This is a genomic window from Akkermansia massiliensis (assembly GCF_018847375.1).
Classification (GTDB): domain Bacteria; phylum Verrucomicrobiota; class Verrucomicrobiia; order Verrucomicrobiales; family Akkermansiaceae; genus Akkermansia; species Akkermansia massiliensis.
The window spans coordinates 24,971-42,297 of sequence record NZ_CP072036.1 but is presented as its reverse complement, the minus strand read 5'-3'; the positions used below and the strand labels follow the sequence as shown (position 1 = coordinate 42,297).

14 protein-coding genes are annotated in these 17,327 nt (G+C 59.7%); 8 read left to right on the top strand and 6 right to left on the bottom strand.

What is annotated here, in order from left to right; all coding sequences use genetic code 11:
* Nucleotides 1-94 precede the first annotated feature (94 nt).
* From J5W70_RS00160 to J5W70_RS00135, 6 genes are all read left to right on the top strand, one after another.
* Nucleotides 95-814, top strand: coding sequence for a hypothetical protein (locus J5W70_RS00160; protein WP_022397060.1), 720 nt, complete (start codon nucleotides 95-97; stop codon nucleotides 812-814).
* Between the two features lie 75 nt (nucleotides 815-889).
* Nucleotides 890-1,798, top strand: coding sequence for a nucleotidyltransferase family protein (locus J5W70_RS00155; RefSeq protein ID WP_257228303.1), 909 nt, complete (start codon nucleotides 890-892; stop codon nucleotides 1,796-1,798).
* A gap of 12 nt (nucleotides 1,799-1,810) precedes the next feature.
* Nucleotides 1,811-2,905: a phosphotransferase enzyme family protein gene (locus tag J5W70_RS00150; protein ID WP_022397062.1), complete on the top strand. Its 1,095-nt coding sequence runs from the start codon at nucleotides 1,811-1,813 to the stop codon at nucleotides 2,903-2,905.
* A 29-nt stretch (nucleotides 2,906-2,934) separates the two neighbouring features.
* On the top strand, nucleotides 2,935-3,861 hold the full coding sequence (locus tag J5W70_RS00145; RefSeq protein ID WP_022397063.1) for an NAD-dependent epimerase/dehydratase family protein: 927 nt from the start codon (nucleotides 2,935-2,937) through the stop codon (nucleotides 3,859-3,861).
* Nucleotides 3,862-4,298: 437 nt separating this feature from the next.
* Nucleotides 4,299-4,625, top strand: a complete 327-nt coding sequence (locus tag J5W70_RS00140; protein ID WP_215832859.1) for a hypothetical protein — start codon at nucleotides 4,299-4,301, stop codon at nucleotides 4,623-4,625.
* Nucleotides 4,626-4,855: 230 nt separating this feature from the next.
* Nucleotides 4,856-6,226, top strand: coding sequence for a replication-associated recombination protein A (locus tag J5W70_RS00135; protein ID WP_022397065.1), 1,371 nt, complete (start codon nucleotides 4,856-4,858; stop codon nucleotides 6,224-6,226).
* 265 nt (nucleotides 6,227-6,491) lie between these two features.
* Here the strand turns inward: J5W70_RS00135 and J5W70_RS00130 are convergent, their stop codons facing one another.
* From J5W70_RS00130 to J5W70_RS00115, 4 genes are all read right to left on the bottom strand, one after another.
* Nucleotides 6,492-7,709, bottom strand: a complete 1,218-nt coding sequence (locus tag J5W70_RS00130) for a tetratricopeptide repeat protein (RefSeq protein ID WP_022397066.1) — start codon at nucleotides 7,707-7,709, stop codon at nucleotides 6,492-6,494.
* Between the two features lie 26 nt (nucleotides 7,710-7,735).
* Nucleotides 7,736-9,964: a tetratricopeptide repeat protein gene (locus J5W70_RS00125; protein ID WP_022397067.1), complete on the bottom strand. Its 2,229-nt coding sequence runs from the start codon at nucleotides 9,962-9,964 to the stop codon at nucleotides 7,736-7,738.
* Between the two features lie 109 nt (nucleotides 9,965-10,073).
* On the bottom strand, nucleotides 10,074-10,667 hold the full coding sequence (locus J5W70_RS00120) for a manganese efflux pump MntP (protein ID WP_215832858.1): 594 nt from the start codon (nucleotides 10,665-10,667) through the stop codon (nucleotides 10,074-10,076).
* A gap of 797 nt (nucleotides 10,668-11,464) precedes the next feature.
* Nucleotides 11,465-12,184, bottom strand: a complete 720-nt coding sequence (locus J5W70_RS00115) for a GDSL-type esterase/lipase family protein (protein WP_022397069.1) — start codon at nucleotides 12,182-12,184, stop codon at nucleotides 11,465-11,467.
* A 142-nt stretch (nucleotides 12,185-12,326) separates the two neighbouring features.
* On the opposite strand from J5W70_RS00115, the gene rpoN reads away from it, so the two are divergent.
* Both rpoN and J5W70_RS00105 read left to right on the top strand, forming a co-directional pair.
* A complete protein-coding gene (rpoN, locus tag J5W70_RS00110) occupies nucleotides 12,327-13,724 on the top strand; it encodes an RNA polymerase factor sigma-54 (RefSeq protein ID WP_215832857.1) in 1,398 nt (465 codons plus the stop codon).
* A 150-nt stretch (nucleotides 13,725-13,874) separates the two neighbouring features.
* Entirely contained in the window at nucleotides 13,875-15,029 is a 1,155-nt protein-coding gene (locus J5W70_RS00105; RefSeq protein ID WP_102726718.1) for an MFS transporter, read from the top strand.
* Between the two features lie 23 nt (nucleotides 15,030-15,052).
* Here J5W70_RS00105 and J5W70_RS00100 read toward each other — a convergent pair whose 3' ends face one another.
* Both J5W70_RS00100 and eboE read right to left on the bottom strand, forming a co-directional pair.
* On the bottom strand, nucleotides 15,053-16,003 hold the full coding sequence (locus J5W70_RS00100; protein ID WP_022397072.1) for a zinc-binding metallopeptidase family protein: 951 nt from the start codon (nucleotides 16,001-16,003) through the stop codon (nucleotides 15,053-15,055).
* Between the two features lie 3 nt (nucleotides 16,004-16,006).
* A complete protein-coding gene (gene eboE / locus J5W70_RS00095) occupies nucleotides 16,007-17,149 on the bottom strand; it encodes a metabolite traffic protein EboE (RefSeq protein WP_022397073.1) in 1,143 nt (380 codons plus the stop codon).
* Between the last annotated feature and the right edge of the window lie 178 nt (nucleotides 17,150-17,327).

The following is a 17,327-nucleotide window of genomic DNA, read 5'->3' as shown; positions in this document are numbered from 1 at the left end:
GGTAAGGGCAGATTCCCCTTTTGCCAAGCCCGGAGAATGTGCATGCACCGTTTTGGCGTTGGTACGGTGCAGGGGATTGTGTTAAAAGGCCTTCATGAGGCTGTTTCCCATCATCCTGTGCTGTGCCGTTCAGGCCGTACGGGGGTATGACGGACCCCCTCCCCTGACGGAGGTGGACGGCCGTTCCCCCATCCGCATGGGGGGGGAATTGCTGGGCGGCTACCGTTCGGACTACATCCACCGCGGGGAGAAGCTGGGCCCCAATTCCGTGGAAGGCCAGATTTCCGGCGGGGCCTCCCTGTCGGACTCATGGGCGGTCAGCGGGGAACTCTTCGCCATCCGCAACTGGCAGGGGCGCAATTTCAGCCAGACCACCCTGCACGGGGAGCTTCAATATTATCTGGCGGACGAGTGCACGGCCGGACTGTTTGTCAACGGGCAGTGGTATGATTCCTGCCCCCTGAAAACCGGGGTGGAGCCCGGCCTGTCCCTCAAGTGGAACCCCATGCCGTCCTGGTCGTTCAGCGGCTCCTTTCTGTATGATTCCGGGCAGGAGGGGGTGTACTCCCAGTGGGGCGTTACCTGGCAGCCCCTGCTGTGTGAATCCGTCGCCATGGTGAATACGGTTTCCCTGGGTTTTTCCCATGATTACCTGGGGAGAAACGGCTTGAAGGAACTGATGGTGCGCACGGGCGCGCGGTGGGCCGTTTCCGGCAGTCTGCGGTTGGAGCCTTTCCTGGGATGGTATTGCGGCTACGGGCGTGACGATTTCAAAAAAGTGGTGCTGGGCCTTTGGTGCTCTTACGTTTTTTAACGGGCGGATTTCTCCGGTTTTCCGGCATTTTCCAGTTGCCAAACGGGGAGGCTTGGTCATAATGGCCCGCGTATTATGAAGCCTACACTTCTTGTTTTAGCAGCTGGTATGGGTAGCCGTTACGGCGGTCTCAAGCAACTTGACCCGATGGGTCCCAATGGTGAAGTCGTTCTCGACTATTCTGTTTATGATGCCATCCGGGCCGGTTTCGGAAAAGTGGTATTCATTATCCGCCGTGACTTTGAAGATATTTTCAAGGAAAAGGTCGGCAGCCGCTTTGCCGGCAAGATTGAGGTGGATTACGCCTTCCAGTCCCTGGACGACCTGCCTGAAGGCTTTTCCGTGCCGGAAGGCCGTGAAAAGCCCTGGGGCACCGCCCATGCCCTGCGCGCCGCCCGCCACGTGGTGAAGGAACCCTTTGCCGTGGTGAACGCGGATGACTTTTACGGCGCGGACGCCTTTGTGCAGGCCGCCAAGTTCCTGACTTCCACCACGGATGAACCCGGAAAGGCCCATTACGGCATGATCGGCTATCCGTTGAAGAACACCCTCTCCGACAACGGGGACGTGAATCGCGGCATCTGCTCCATCAAGGAAGGCCTGCTGGACGGGGTGGAGGAATTCGTGAAAATCCAGGCTGATGAAGACGGCGTGGTGCGCGGCAACAACCTGAAGGGCGAACGCCTGCCCGTGGACCCCGGCGAACTGGTTTCCATGAATTTCTGGCTCTTCTCCTCCTCCTTCATTGAGCTGACGGAAGACCGTTTCATTGACTTCCTGAAGGAACACGGCCAGGAGCCCAAGAGCGAATGCTTTATTCCCACCGTGGTGGACGCCCTGATTCATGAAGACCGCGCGGACTGCGCCGTTCTTCCCACCTCCTCCACTTGGTTCGGCATGACCTATCCCGGGGACAAGCCCATGGTCGTGGAAGGCATCAACAAACTCATCAAGCAGGGCGTATACCCTGAAAAGCTCAACTAAGCCTCTTTTCCCATGCACGATCTCAAGGCTGTATCATCCCTGTTCGATCTCCGGGGCGACTTCGTCCACGGTTACTCCTACGGCAGCGGCCACATCAACGACACCTACTGCATCTGGGTGGACCAGGCGGGCCAGCGCATCCGCTACATCCTCCAGCGCGTGAACCATAACGTGTTCAAGCAGCCCATCCCCCTGATGGAAAACGTGAAGCGCGTGACGGACCACGCCCTGAAGCGCCTGAAGGAGGAGGACTGCCCGGAAGCCTACCGCCGCACCCTCACGCTGGTTCCCTCCGTGGACGGCAAGCCGTACGCCCTGGATGCGGACGGCAACTGCTGGCGCGTGTACCCGTTCATTGAACGCGCACGCACCTATGACCAGATTGAAACTACCAGGCAGTGCCAGGAAGCGGCGCGCGCCTTCGGCGAGTTCCAGAAACTCACGGCGGACCTGCCCGGAGAACCCCTGTTTGAAACCATCCCCGATTTCCACAATACCACTTCCCGCCTGGAGGCCCTGAAAAAGGCCATCCAGTCCGACCCCCTGGGCCGCGTGAAGGAAGTGCAGAAGGAAATAGACTGGTACCTGGCCCGTGAAGCGGACTGCCATCTGGTGGTGGACTACCTGAAATCCGGCGAACTGCCCCTGCGCTGCACGCACAACGACACCAAGCTGAACAACGTGATGCTGGACGACGTGACCGGGGAAGGCATCTGCGTGATTGACCTGGACACTACGATGCCCGGTTCCGCCATCTACGACTTCGGGGATATGATCCGCACGGCCACGTCCCCCGCCGCGGAAGATGAAAAGGACATCTCCAAGGTCACGATGCGCATGTTCATGTTTGAGGCGCTGGTGCAGGGTTACCTGAGCTCCGCCAAGAGCTTCCTGACGCTTCTGGAAAAGAGCCTGCTGCCGTTCTCCGGCAAGCTGCTCACGATGGAATGCGGCATCCGCTTCCTGACGGACTACCTGTCCGGAGACGTGTACTTCAAGATCCACCGCCCGGAACACAACCTGGACCGCTGCCGCACGCAGATGGCCCTGGTGGAATCCATCGAGGCGCAGATGGATGAAATGAAGGCCGTTGTGGACCGCTACTAACCAATACCTACCAACATCGGAAAAAACACATGAAGATTCTCGTAACCGGCGGCGCCGGATTCATCGGTTCCCACATTGTGGAACACTATCAGGACAAGGCGGAGGAAATCCGCGTGCTGGACAACCTGCGCACGGGCTACCTCAAGAACCTGGACGGGCTCAAGCACACCTTCATTGAAGGCTCCATCTGCGACCGCGAACTGGTGCGCCAGGCGGTGCAGGGCGTGGACTACATCTTCCACATGGCCGCGCTCGTCTCCGTGCCGGAATCCATGAGCAAGATCGGAGAATGCATTGACATCAACGTCAACGGCCTTCTGAACGTGCTGGAGGAAGCCTCCGCCGCCGGGGTCAAGAAAATCGTGCTGGCGTCTTCCGCCGCCATCTATGGTGACAACCCCACCGTGCCCAAGCTGGAAACCATGTACCCGGAACCCAAGAGCCCCTATGCCATCACCAAGCTGGATGGGGAATACTACCTCAACATGTTCCGGGCGGAAGGCAAGGTCAACACGGCCGCCGTGCGCTTCTTCAATGTCTTCGGCCCCCGGCAGGACCCCAAGGGGGCCTATGCCGCCGCGGTGCCCATTTTCATTGAAAAAGCCGTCAAGGGAGAAGACATCACCGTGTACGGCGACGGCACCCAGACGCGCGACTTCATTTACGTGAAGGACATCGTGGGGGCCCTCACCTTCGTGGCGGAGCATCCGGAAGTCACCGGCGTGTTCAATGCCGGGTACGGCGGCCAGATCACCATTGAAGAACTGGCGGACAACATCATCAAGGCCGCGGGTTCCTCCTCCAAGGTGCTCCATGCCCCGGAACGCGCCGGCGACGTGAAGCATTCCCGCGCCTGTGCGGACAAGCTCCGGAGCGCCGGATGGCAGCCCAAACACACCCTGCCGGAAGGCCTGGCGACTACGCTGGAATATTTCAAGGGCATCCTGGGCAAGTAACTTTCCGGAACCTCCGGGTTCATCATCATTCAGGGACTGTCTCCGCTCCTGCGGCGGAGACAGTCTTTTTTCATGCCGGAATGGCTCATGTATGACAAATTCCGCCGATGCTATCATCTGAATCATTCAAAAAGACATTTTGCCATAATGGGAATGGCAGAAGCGCAGCATTCCGATAGGAATGAAAATTCATTCATCATCAAGCAGGTTTCCCGGAATGAGGCAATACTTTGCAGCTACAATAAGATGATTGGCGGAAGTTGATATTTCGTATTTGTTAGAGAAAAAAATTTCTTACAGGAAGGGCGGTCGCCGGGATTGAATATCATTGACAGGAGGAAGGGTTAATAATAGAGACCAAAAACGATATGCATCCCTTCAGAAGTACTTCTGCCAATCATCTAGCTGCGTTTAATGATCCCTATCTTGAACTGGTCATGGCCCGCCGGAAGGAGGAAGCCCGCTGGGGATGGATACCTTTTGCCGCATTCGTCTCCTTTTTATTCGTGTACCGTATCTTCGGCTTGTTCATGCCGAGCAATGATGCGGACGGCTCGGAACCCTGGCTTTTCGTGCTGGCGCTGGCAGGCTGGGGGCTTCTGGCGCTCATCCACATGATTGTGCTTCCCATCTGGATGCTGATCGCCTCCCTCCGTTACTGGGAGGTGAACCGCAGGATGCTGGCGGTGACGGGGCTTCTGTTCAGTGTTCTTGCCCCTGTCTGCATGGTTCTGATGCTGTCCTGCTGGTCCGTGTCCGGTTGAAGCGGGGCTTGACCGTTCCACTGGCCGCCGCGGGGAAGGGGCATTCTGCGGCGTGAGTCCGGTTGCCGCGGGCTCCCCTGGCTGATGGCCGTTTGGCGGGGCGGGTAATTTCTTCTCCCCTCTTTTTCCTCCTCTTTCTGCGGGGAGGGGACGGCGTTCCCTCCGTGAAACTTGCCGGATTCCGGGGATTGGCCTTTTCTCCGGCCTTCCCAGTAGGTAAAATGCCTTCAATGGATCTGTTCAGTTTACAGGAAGCGGACGCGAGAGAAGGCTTCGAGCCTGGAGCGGATATGTCCGCCATGCCCCTGGCCGCGCGCATGCGTCCGCGCACCCTGGATGAAGTGGCGGGACAGAGGCACCTGCTGGCGCCGGGAAAGCTGCTCAGGCGCGCGATTGAAACGGACAGGTTCACCTCCCTGATTTTTTACGGTCCTCCCGGCTGCGGGAAGACCACCCTGGCCGCCGTCATCGCCCGGACGACGAACGCCCATTTCATGATGCTCAACGGTGTGGAATCCAACGTGGCGGACATCCGGGAGAAAATCGCCCAGGCGCAGATGAGGATGAGCATGCACGGGCGGAAAACCGTCCTCTTCGTGGATGAGCTGCACCGGTTCAACAAGGCGCAGCAGGACGTCCTGCTCCCCCATCTGGAAAAGGGAACGGTCAGGTTCATCGGCGCGACGACGGAGAACCCCTACTTTGCGATCAACTCCCCCCTGCTGTCCCGCTCCCAGGTTTTCCCGCTGGAACCCGTGCCGGAGGAAGAGCTGGCCGCCCTGCTGAAGCGTGCCCTGGCGGACGCGGAGCGCGGGCTGGGAGCCTCCCGCGTGGACATGGAGGAGGAAGCCCTGAACCACCTGGCCGCCAAGGCGGACGGAGACGCCCGGAAGGCCATCACGGCGCTGGAAGTGGCCGTTCTGTCCACTCCGGAGGGGGAAGACGGCGTTATCCATGTGAACCTCTCCGTGGCGGAGGAATCCATCCAGCGCAAGGCCATCAAGTATGACCGCCTGGGAGATTCCCATTACGACACGATTTCCGCCTTCATCAAATCCATGCGCGGCTCTGATCCTGACGCCGCCCTGTACTGGCTGGGGATGATGCTGGAAGCCGGGGAGGACATCCGCTTCATCGGGAGAAGGCTGGTCATCGCCGCGTCGGAAGACGTGGGGCTGGCGGATTCCAACGCTCTGCGCGTGGCGCTGGACGCGGCGCGCGCGGCGGAAATGATCGGCATGCCGGAGGCCCGCATCCCGCTGGCGCACGCCACCGTGTACCTGGCTACGGCCCCCAAGAGCAATTCCGCCTACATGGGCATCAATGCCGCCATGGATGACGTGCGCAACGGAAAAACGCTGGCCGTGCCGGAGCACCTCCGGACGCCCACGCGCAAGAAGCTGGCCGCCGCCGGCGGTGCGGACGCCGCCAGGCTGGAATACCTGTATTCCCATGATTATCCGGAACATTACGTCCCCCAGGCCTACCTGCCGGAAGGCCGCGTTTACTACACCCCCACCGGAAACGGGCTGGAACTGCGCATCAAGGAGCGCATGGAATACCGCCGCAAGCTGGCGGAGGAAGGCGGGAAAAAGGGCTGAACAGGGCGCTTCCCTTGTCCAAGCTGACGGCGCCAGCATGCCGGCAGATGCACGGGCCGCCTCTCAATTCGTTTTGATTTTTCCGGGAATGCGGCTCCATTCGTCGACAAAGAAGGAAGGAAACGCTTGCGCCAGCTCCTGCATGGGAGCGGGCAATCACTTTTTCCGGGAAAAAGGGGAAGGCAGGAATTCCCGCGGGAACATCCTGCCTTTTTGAAGGTTTTGATAGGGAGAAGGCTTGTGCGCCTCCGCTTTCCGGAAGGAATCAGGGTTCCTTGGTTACGATGATGTCGCAGTCCGCGTCAAACCAGCCCTGGCCCTGGCAGTCGAAGACCAGGTCCGGTTTTTCGGAACCGGAGAGGCGCAGGGTGAATTCGCGCCCGTTTTTGTCTTGCTGGTCCTTGGGCAGTTCGCTGACCACGCGGCTGCCCCTCATGAAGCGGGGATTGCGGATGTTGCAGCCGCCGCTGTTCATCTTGAAGGTGATCTTGTAGTTGCCGGGGCCGTTGAGCATGCTGCCGATGTTGACGCGGGTGGGCGTAAATTCCGGGCGCAGGTCATAGCCCGTAAAGCGCGGCTCCTTGAGGGTGACGGGTTCCGTCAGGAAGCGGTAGTAGTTCTGCGCGCCTGTTCCCATCAGGGTCTTGGGGGAGATTTTGGCGATGTCCGCCAGGGTTTTCAACGCCTGGTCCTTTTTCCCCTCGCTGCGGTAGAGCCAGAACCTGGCCGCCATGACCTGCTGTTTCTGCAGGGGAGTCAGGCCGGGGATTTTGAGCTGCTTGTCCACATAGGCATGGGCGGCCTTGTAGTCCTTCTGGCCGCCGTTTTTGCCGGAGTCTTCCACCATCCGCTGCACCTTTTCAATATAGGGCAGGTGCTTGAAGGTGTATTTGAAGTGCATGCCCCTGGTGTCTTCCGGGTCCGCCTTCTTGATTTTTTCCAGAATGTCCTTCCTGGCGGAGGCCGCGTACGGGGGAAGCTGCTGGAGGCCTTCCCCGTAGAGAAGGGCCGCGTTCGCGCCGGAAGAGGCGTCCGCCTTTTCCCACAGGGCATTGGCCTTTTCCTGCTGCTTCACGGCTTCCAGCGCCTGCTTCATGACGGCGGGCAGCGTTTCCTTGGAAACGCCTTCGGACAGGAAGACCATGCCGCCGGCGGGGGAAACCACCTGGATGGCCGGGATATTCCAGATTTCACCGGGAGGCTTGGGCAGCTTCTTTTCCTCTTCCGTCATTTCCTCCCGTTCGTCCTGGATGCACCAGAGGACGGGTTCCGGGGAGTCCTTGGCCAGGTGCTCCACGGCGCGGGTGACTTCGCGTGACTTGGGGGACCAGTCCGTTCCGGCCCACACGACGATCATGTATTTGTTGACGGTTTTGGCCTCGTCCTTCACGGCGCTGTAGGCCGGAAGGGCCGCCTGGACGGGCGCGGACAGGAGGAGGGCTGCGGCCAGCAGGCCGGGAACGATGTTGAGATGATGAAACATGGCGTTAATGGAAAAGGGTGCAGGGGTTATTTTTCGTAAACGAGGATGTGGCGCAGGTGCATGAATTCCGGCTGGGCGTTCTTGGCTTCCACCTTGATCCACTTGGCCTTGGTTCCTTCCGGAGCGGTGATGACCCATTCCTTGGGCATGTTTTCCGTGGCGGCCAGGGGGAACCAGGTGGCTCCGTCCGTGGAGGTGGAGACCTCCATCTTCTTCATGCGGTCTTCATTGCCGTTGCGCTTGGTGACTACCAGCCCGGCCAGGTCTACGCCGTTTTTCAGTTCCACAATGACGTTGGGGTTCGCTTCCTTGTCCGTATGCTGGGAGCCGCCGCAGGGGCGCAGCAGGTTGATGTGGTCCCACGGGCTGTCCCACTGGCAGGTGGTGGAGCACCGGACCATGCCGTCCGCGGGCACCAGCTTCCAGCCCTGGGGGATGGCTGCATTGACCGTGTTGGCAGACGTATCGGCGTCAGAGAAGGAGGCGGCCGCTTTGCTCAGGGTCTGGAAGGCCGGGATGGAGCGGGCCATTTCCGTGGCGTAGATGGCTTTGCCGTAGGCTTCCTTCAGCTTCTTGGGATCGGGGGCTTTTCCGGAGGCTCCGGCTTCCCCCGTCTGCTGGGCTACCTTGGCGAAGGCGTTGGAGAAGACGTCCGCCTGTCCGTTTTCCACAAAGGTTTTAACGGCCCATTCCAGCGCCTGGCCGAAGTTGGTGCCGTCTCCCGTTTTCAGGTGCGTGGAGAGGACCGTTTCCAGATAGGCCGCCTTTTCCTGCGGATTGGTCAGGAAGGCGGACTGGGAATCCAGCACGGGCTGGAATTTCACCGCCCAGGAGGTGGGGGTGGTGGCGATGGTTTCATGCAGGTCCCGGAACCAGGCGATCCGGTCCTGGGATGGGATGTCCATCAGGAACTTGTTCTGCACGTCTTTCAGGATGTCGAACGCGGCAAAGCCGTTCCCCTTGTAGTGGGAGAGGGCGTCTTTGGCGTACACGTACCAGTCGATGGGCTGCATGCCTTCCTTTTCCATCAGCAGGCGCTGAAGCTCCGTGCGGAAGAACGGGTGCAGCGGGGTTTGCTTGAGCGCTTCCCCCCAGGCCTGGATGGCCTTGTCCTTGTTGCCGGCTGCTTCGTCCAGGCGGGCCTGCGCGGCCCACAGGTAGGCCTGGTCCGCCTTGGCGTTGTCCGCAAAGACGTTTTCCATCAGCAGGTAGGAGGTGGGGGCCTGTCCGCCGAAGATGTGGTTGTGCATGCCTCCGTCCGGTCCGCCGAAGCCGCCTTTCCATTCACCGCGCTTCACGCGCACCGCATAGGCGCAGTGGCCGGGCTGCCCCACCGGGTAGGCCGGGATGCCGTGGGCCTGGGCAGCCATGGTGCCGAAGTAGGAGAGGCCGCCGCACACGCCGCCGATGACCTGCGTGTTTTCCGCGGAGGTGTTGACGTCGCGCCACGGCACGTAGAAGAGAGGCCCCTGGATGGTGTCTCCGAAGAAGTTGTTGCCCGTGTAGGGGGCGGCCCAGCAGGCGTCCGTATAGCGCCGCCAGGGGAGGTTGACGTGCTCATTGCTCCATTCGTAGGATTTGTCGTCCCACGTATGGCCCACGACGAAGCGCATTTCCCACGGGCGCAGCTTGATGAAGCCGGGATGCAGCTTGTTTTCCTGATGCAGTTTCTTGAATATCTGGTAACGGCGCACCGGGTTGCTGTTGGCGGAGTTGGTTTTCAGCTTTCCCGCCATGGGGCCTGTGGAAAAGACGGAGGCAAGCCCGGTGGCGAGGGACTGGTAGTCCCGGAAGTCCGCGCTCCTGCTGTCCGCCTTCCAGATGTCGGAAAGGATTTGAAGGCCCTCCGGGGAGTTTTCCGGAATCAGGCCCGCGCCCAGGTAGAGTTCCATCCATGCCGGGTCATGTAAAAAGGCCTTGATGAAGGCCGCGTCCTGCGGGCTTTTGGAGAAAACGGCCTTCACGTTGTCCGGTCCCGTGACGCGCAGGAGCTCGTGAATGTCCAGCAGGTGGCGGTATTGCTTGTCCTGAAGCAGTTTTTGCTCCGATTTGGTTTGTTCTCCAGCCTTCAGGAGGGAGGAGCGGAGTTCCGTTTGCAGACCGGCAAAGTCACCCGCGGCTATTTTCTGCGCCAGGGGGGCAGGAAGCTGGCTGGCGGCGGACGGCGTTTCCGTTTCAGGTTCCGTCAGATCCTGCGCCATGCAGACGGGCGCGGCGAGCAGGGCGGTGCAGAGAAGAAGATGTGAAATATTCATGTGGAAAAGCTTGTTTAAGAATAGCGGAAAAAAGGAGCCGGAGCCAGTTTGTTTTCCGACTTACTACGGCGCCGGAACAGTATTTTTATCATCCGCCGCGGGGCATCTTTCAGCATAAATGGTCACAGAGCATTTTCACGCCCAGGCCGATGAGGATGAGCCCGGCTCCCGCTTCCAGGTGGAAGGTGGGGAAGCGGTGCAGCCGCCGGGTCAGGAAGAAGCCTGCCGCCGTGCACAGGAAGGTGGTGAAGCCGATGGCGGCGGCGGGGAAAAGCACGGCGTGGAGGGTGGGGGATGCGTCGCACTGGGCGGAGGATAGGTAGATGCTGACGCCCGCCACCAGCGCGTCTATGCTGGTGGCAATCCCCACGGCCAGGAGGGTGGGCAGCGTCAGGCTGGTGACGTGGGGCATCTGCTCTTCTTCGTTGCGGTGGTTCCAGCCCTCGCGGATGACGTTGACCCCCAGGAAGGTGAAGACGACAAAGCCCAGCCAGTGGTCCCAGGCGGCAATGTACTGGTGGACGGAACCCGTAAGCAGGAAGCCCAGCACGGGCATCAGGAATTGTCCCGCCCCGGTGGACACGGAAAGCTTGATGCCGTTGCTCAGGCGTTTTTGCTTAATGAGCAAGCCGTAGGAGAACGCCACGACAAAGGCGTCTACGGACAGGGCGAAAGCCAGGAATAACAAGTCGGCAAGCGGCATGCTCATTGCGGAGAGGCACTCTAGGACATCCCCCGCAAAAAGCAATTTTTTTGTTCCACACGGTTTTTCCAGGTTCCGGGTGCATGGGAGAGAGAAGAATCGGCACGTTCCCCATGAGGGACTGCCCAAATGCATGGAAGTCTGTTGTAGAGAGACTTTTCCGTTTTTCGTCAGGAGATTCGCCTATGCAATATTACTCTTTTCAAATGCAAAAACTGCTGAATAACAGCCTTTGCGTGATCGGGGGATCAGTTAATTTGGCGTTGGCGGTTTCTTTTACGCCCAGGTGCAGTAATTCAACGGAATAGCGATTGTCATGAAGAAGATAATGAGAATGGGAAAATTCGTGGTGTTCTCTGTTTTTAGAATTTCCCCTTGATAGATAAAAATTTTGTTTATTCATTAATTTACTCAACGTCAATATTTTAGATTACTTGCATATTTTCTTGCTTAAGAAAATGAATGAGACGGTAAAAAGTAATGCGGCAATAGATGAAAATATAATAGAAAATGTGCTATGGAACCATTCATCAAAACACAGTTCTCTAAGTCCGGAACATACACATAATACGTTGAAGATAGCTACACTAACGAGAATAAATTTCATTTTCAAAGGGTATTAAGCGAAGTAATTTAATCCTGAGTAGTGAAATTCTCAAGCATAAAGGCCTGAAAATGTTTCTGCAGGAGCCGTAAATTTCCCCCAATGATATTCCCGGCGCTACGGCTCCATAAACTGAATGCTGGAAGAGGGACATTTCTTCCGTCCGTCATGCGGTGAAGAAGAAAGGAGAGGATTACTTGCAGTATTTTTTCATGTAGGGCAGCACGGCGTTTGCCCAGATGGCATAACCCTTTTCCGTAAAGTGCAGGTTGTCCCTGCTGATGCCGGGCAGGAGCTTGCCTGCGGGGTCCAGAAAGCGCTTGTTGATATTGGCGTAGGTGGTGCGGGGCAGTTTGCACTGGGCCAGGATGGCATTGATTTTATCATTGTGCTGGCGCAGCTTGTCCTGCGGCCCCGTGCCGCGGGGGAAAATGCCCAGCAGGAGCACATGGGTGTCCGGGAACCTGACCAGCAGGTGCTCCACGGCGCCCAGAATGCCCATGGCCGTTTTTTCCGGAGCTTCCCCAGCCTTGAAATGGCCGGTGTTATTGGTGCCGATCATGACGATGCAGAGTTTGGGTTCCGTCTGGGCCGGTATGCCGGAATCCGTGATGCGGTAAATCAGGTTGGTGGTCTGGTCTCCGGAAATGCCGAAGTTGCAGGGATGGTAGGGTTTGAATTCCTTTTCCCATACTTGTTTTCCTTCTCTTTTCCAATAGTCCGTGATGGAGTCTCCCAGGAAAAGGACGCCGCAGGGATTGTTTTTCACCTGTTCCACCTGCTGTTCATACTGCTGCCTCCACCATTGGGGCTGTTCCCGCGGCAACGGGAGCAGGGGGGACGGCAGGTCGGCCGCCGTCGCCATGGAGAGGGAGGCCAGGAGGGAGAACGCAATTGCATGCAAGGTTTTCATTTACTTTCATAGTATACGCATGTTTTTTTTAAACGTTACATGAAAGTTGTGGTCTTTTTCCGCTTCTGCTGTGCGCTGGCAGCTCTTGCGCCGGGGCGTTCCCCCTTGCCAGATTCCGGGGGGTGGTGTAGCTTGTGACAGTATGAGTGAGGTATCCCTGCAGCATGGAATGGCGCGCCAGATGGCCGCCTCCCAGTCCATGCAGGCCGGGATGCAGATTCTCCAGGCCTCCGCTCTGGAATTGAAGCAGCTTCTCCGCCACGCGCTGGAGACCAATCCCATGCTTGAGGAATTGCCGGACACTTCTCCGGAGGCCCTGGAGGACGGCCCGGACGGAGACGCCTGGAATGAGCGGGAGGACGGCTGGAACGAGTTTACGCCGGAAGGCCGCCCATCCGCGGAGGCCGCCGCACGCCGCGATTTCATGTATGAGTCCATCGTGGCTCCGGAATCCCTGAAAACCCATTTGACGGACCAGGCGCAGCATTCCGCGCTGACCGGGCGCGCCCGGGACGCCCTGTTCCTGCTGATTGACGCCCTGGACGACCGCGGCTTCCTGACGGAATCCCCGCAGGAGCTGGAGGAACGGGAGTGCTTCAGCATGCGGGATATGCAGGAGGCCCTGGCCGTACTGAGGGGGATGGACCCTCCCGGCGTGGGAGCGGTGGATTTGAGGGATTCCCTGCTGATTCAGCTTGAGCAGCGCGGCCTGAAGCGTTCGCTTGCCTTCCGCCTGGTCAAACGCTGCTGGCGGGAGCTGGCGGCGCACAAGTATGAGGAGGCCGCGCGCCTGCTGGACGTGGAGCCGGAAGCCGTGGCGGAGGCCCTTGAAGTGATCCGCAGCCTGACGCCGGATCCCGGCTGCGCCTATGCTCCCGGCGGCAATCCCCATCTGCTTCCTGACGTCATCGTGGAGGAAGGGCCTTCCGGGGTTCTGGATGTAGTCCTCACTTCCGAGTACCTGCCGCGCCTGTCCATGAATGAACGGTACATGGAGCTGATGGCGGAGAGCTCCGGCAGCCGGGAGCTCAGGCAGTATCTCCGCAAGGCATTCCGGGAAGGGCAGGAGCTGCTGCGCGCCCTGGACATGAGGCAGGAGACCGTGCTGCGCCTGGCCCGCGCCATTGTGCGGCGGCAGAAGGATTTTTTCAGGTTCGGCCCGTCCCGGCTGAAGGCCATGGGCATGGAGGAGGTGGCGGAGGAAATGGGCGTGCATGTCTCCACGGTTTCCCGTGCGTGCCGGGACAAGTACCTGTTGTGCAAGTGGGGAATGAAGGAGCTGAGGGCCTTTTTCAGCGCGGGCGTTCCGGCTGAGGGGGGCGCTTCCCCGGACGGAGCGGGCGCGGAGGCCGTGGCGTCCGGCGCCGTTCAGGAGCTGATGCGGCGGTTGATTGCAGAGGAAGATTCTTCCAAACCCCTCAGTGACGCCAGGCTGACCGCCGCGCTGCAGGAGCAGGGGGTGAACATCGCCCGCCGCACGGTGGCGAAGTACCGGGAGCAGATGAAGATTCTGCCCGCCTCCCTGCGCCGGGGGATATGACAGTCCACTATATTTTTTTAATGGTTTATTGATAGTTTATTATCAATAATTTATGTCTTGTTCTGCGGGAATGCTTTCCCTGTTTTTATTTCCGGCGGAAGAGGCGGTTGACTGATGCGGCTTTGGTGCTATAGTCCCCGCTTTATCGTGATGCGTACATTTACCTGGCCTATTGCCCTGCTGCTGGCGGGGCTTCTTTTTCAGACGGTGGCGTTTGCCGTTCTGAATACGGTGGTTCCGCTGTGGATGGAACAGTCTGACGCCGCCACCTGGGAGGCCGGGCTGGTGGGGGCTTTTTTCTTTCTGGGGAACCTGGCGGGCACGCTGATGGCCGGCGGGGTGATCCGCAAGGCCGGGTTCAAGGGTAGCTACCAGTACGCGTGCGTTTTATGCGCGGCGTCCACCCTGCTGCTGCTTGTGTTTCCCGGCGCGCTGGCCTGGAGCGGCCTCCGGCTGCTGACGGGGATAAGCTGCGCCCTGGTCTGGGTGGTGGTGGAAAGCGCCCTGCTGAGGGCCGGAACGCTGAAAACCCGCGGCATTCTTCTGGCATCCTACCTGGTGGTTTATTATCTGGGAACGGTGCTGGGCCAGCTCCTCCTGGGCTGGTTCCCCAGTGACATGTCCCTGGTGGTGACGGAGGTATGCGTTCTGTCCGCAGTGGGCATGATTCCCCTGCTGTTTGCCCGCCTGGAGTCTGATTCCGCGGGCGCCCTGTCTTCCACCCATGTGGAGGTTCGGACGCTGCTGAAACGCCGCAGCGTATTCCTGGGCGTGGTGGGGTGCGTTATTTCCGGCGTGGTGCTGGGAACGATTTATTGCCTGATGCCCCTGTTCCTGAAACACCAGGGCATGAACCACTCCTCCGTGGGGTACTGGATGGCCCTGCTGATTGCCGCGGCCATTCTGGGCCAGTGGCCCATGGGACGGCTGGCGGACAAGTACGGGCGCGCCTTCGTCATGAAATGCCAGTCCCTGCTGGTGGTGGCCGCCTGTGCCGGACTGGTGCTGAAAGGCGGCCTGATGGCCCCCTCCCTGATCGCGCTGGGGCTGGCGGGTTTCTCCCTGTACCCCGTCGCCATGGCCTGGGGGTGTGAAGAGGCCTCACGGGATGAGCTGGTGACCATGAACCAGCTTCTGCTGCTGAGCTACTCCATTGGCACGCTGGCCGGGCCTTCCCTGACCTCCTTCCTGATGCAGCGGTATTCCGACAACTGGATGCCGATGGTCATTGCGCTGGTGGCGCTCTCCTTCATGCCCGTGCTGATGCTGGGCGGCGGCCACGGAAGAAGAAAGCTGTCCCGGTAAAAGAAGAGGGGGAGAAAGAGGCGTCAGGGTTTTTTCTGGTCCGCCGCGGCGTTTTTCTCCGGTTTGGGCACGTCATTGTCCGCCACCTGGTGAATCATGTCCGTCAGGGCGTGCACATAGTCCTCCGTATGGGAATCCGTAATGGCGTACTTGCACAGGCATGAGACCGTGGGGATGCCCAGCGCCGCGTAATGGCGGTCATTGCCCGCAATGGCGGAGGGCTCCCGGTGGAAGGTGGGGGGAGCCTGCTCCCAGGATTTGGTGAAGGGAGTGGCGCACTGGCCCGCGAATTCCTTGCCGCGGAGCGTGGTCATGAACAGCACGGCTTCCTGCGGGGATTCCGGTTCCGGCTGTTTCTGCTCCGCAGCGGCGGCCAGTTCCTGCGGTTCCAGGTTGATCATGCCCAGGATGTTGGCCGCGCCGATGCTGCCGCTCAGGGTTTTGGCGTGGACGGAGGCTCCTGAGGAGGCGGATGCGGGTTCCGCTCCGTTTGCATACGCGACGAAGTAAATGTTGTGGTTGGTGGGAATGTCCTTGAGGCCCCTGGCCGTTTCCAGCAGCAGGGCCGCTCCGCTTCCGTTGTTGAACCGTTCGCTGGAATCGTAATTGGCCCCCACCACGATGCTCTGGTTGTTGGAATACAGTCCGGGCTTGTAAACCAAGACGTTGTAGATGGCGGTCCCCTTTTTCGCATCCCCTCCGGAAACGGGCTGCAAGGTGACGGCATAACCCATGTCCGAGAAGCTTCCGGCGATGTATTTGGCGGCGGCTTCCATGGATTTGGGCTGCCGGGCGTTTCTGGGCCCGATGTCTTTTTGCAGGACTTCCGTATGCTTTTCCATGCGCGCGCCCAGGCTCCGCGGCGTATCCGGGCTGCCGGAGGAGGAAGCGGGAAGGAGGGTGCAGGAGGAGAGGCCGGAGGCCAGCAGCAGGAATCCGGCGGTCAGGGCGGCGTGTTTGTGAATGCGGGTCATCTCTTACAGGGTTTCAACGTAATGCAGTTCACGGGCAATCTGGGCGGCCAGGGGAATTTTCAGATGGTCCGGCAGGACGCTCCACGTATAGGTTTCCACCTCCAGGTGCGGGTTCAGGCCCGGATGGCTGCGGAGGAAGGCGTGCGTTTTCAGGATGAAATCCTCCGTGCCCCGCAGGGGCGGTTCCGGGGAGGCGTACAGGGGAATGTGGTAATGAATGCGCCATTGGGAATCCCGCGTTTCTTCCGCGTAATCCCGCCCGTAGGCCAGGGCGTTCGGCAGGTCCGGGAAAAGCATGGTTCTGCCCCGGTGGAGGATGCTGGTCTGGTGGAAATAAACGCCGTCGTCAAACTGGCGGAGGCGTTCCAGGTCTTCCTCCCCGCGTATGCGGCATTCCAGGGCGTTGGAGAACTGCACCTTGCAGAGGGAGATGTTGTTTTCCTCCCAGGCGGAGAGGGTGTCTGCCGGTTCCTCCCGCAGGATGGCGAAGTGGCAGGTGTCATACGTCAGCCCCAGGTGGCGTTCAATGAGTTCGGGGCGGCGGGAGTGGTTGCGCAGGCCGTTGAAAAAGCGGATGGCGCCCTCCGTATCGTGGAAATGGCCGAATGGCTCCGGCTCCAGCCCAAGCTGCATCAGGCGTCCGGTCTGCCTGCTCAGCACGTCCAGGAATCCGCTCATGGCGTCCAGACGGGAGAACATGCGCTCCTCCTCCGCATGGAACCAGCTGTGGGAGGCGGGGAGCGTGCTGACGGTCAGCCTGTCTGCGTTTTCATCCCCGATGCGGGCCAGGATGCGGAAGAGGTTGCAGGTGTATTCAAAACGTTCCGGCGTGGTCCAGTCCGGCTGGAAAACGTGTTCCTTCACCCGCTGGCCGTGAAAGTTCCCGTAGGGAAAGCCGTTGAGGGTTTCCACGCGCGCGTCGTGTTCGTCCAGCCATGATTTCAGGGCTTCCACGGCGTGCGGCGTTTCCAGCAGTTCCGCTGCCGCCCTGGCGGACAGGCGCAGGCCGATGCCCAGGGGGCGGTCCTTCAGGGGGGAATTCAGTGCGGCCAGTTCCTGCCGGATGCGGGGAACGTGGGTCTGGAGGGCTTCCCGGGTTTCCGCCCAGGATTCGGCGGGATGGATGTTGGTGCAGTAGGAAAGCATGGCGGGGCAGTATGTGCTGTTTTGGGGAACGGCGTTCCACTCCGGGGGAAAATGGTGGAAAATGCGTGCGCATGGGACGTTCCTCAAGCCTACATACGGTTCCGCAGTGAGGAAAAATTTCATGGAATTGCGGCTTTTGGCGTCATCCGGAAGCGTCCTTTCCGGCGGAAAGAATGGC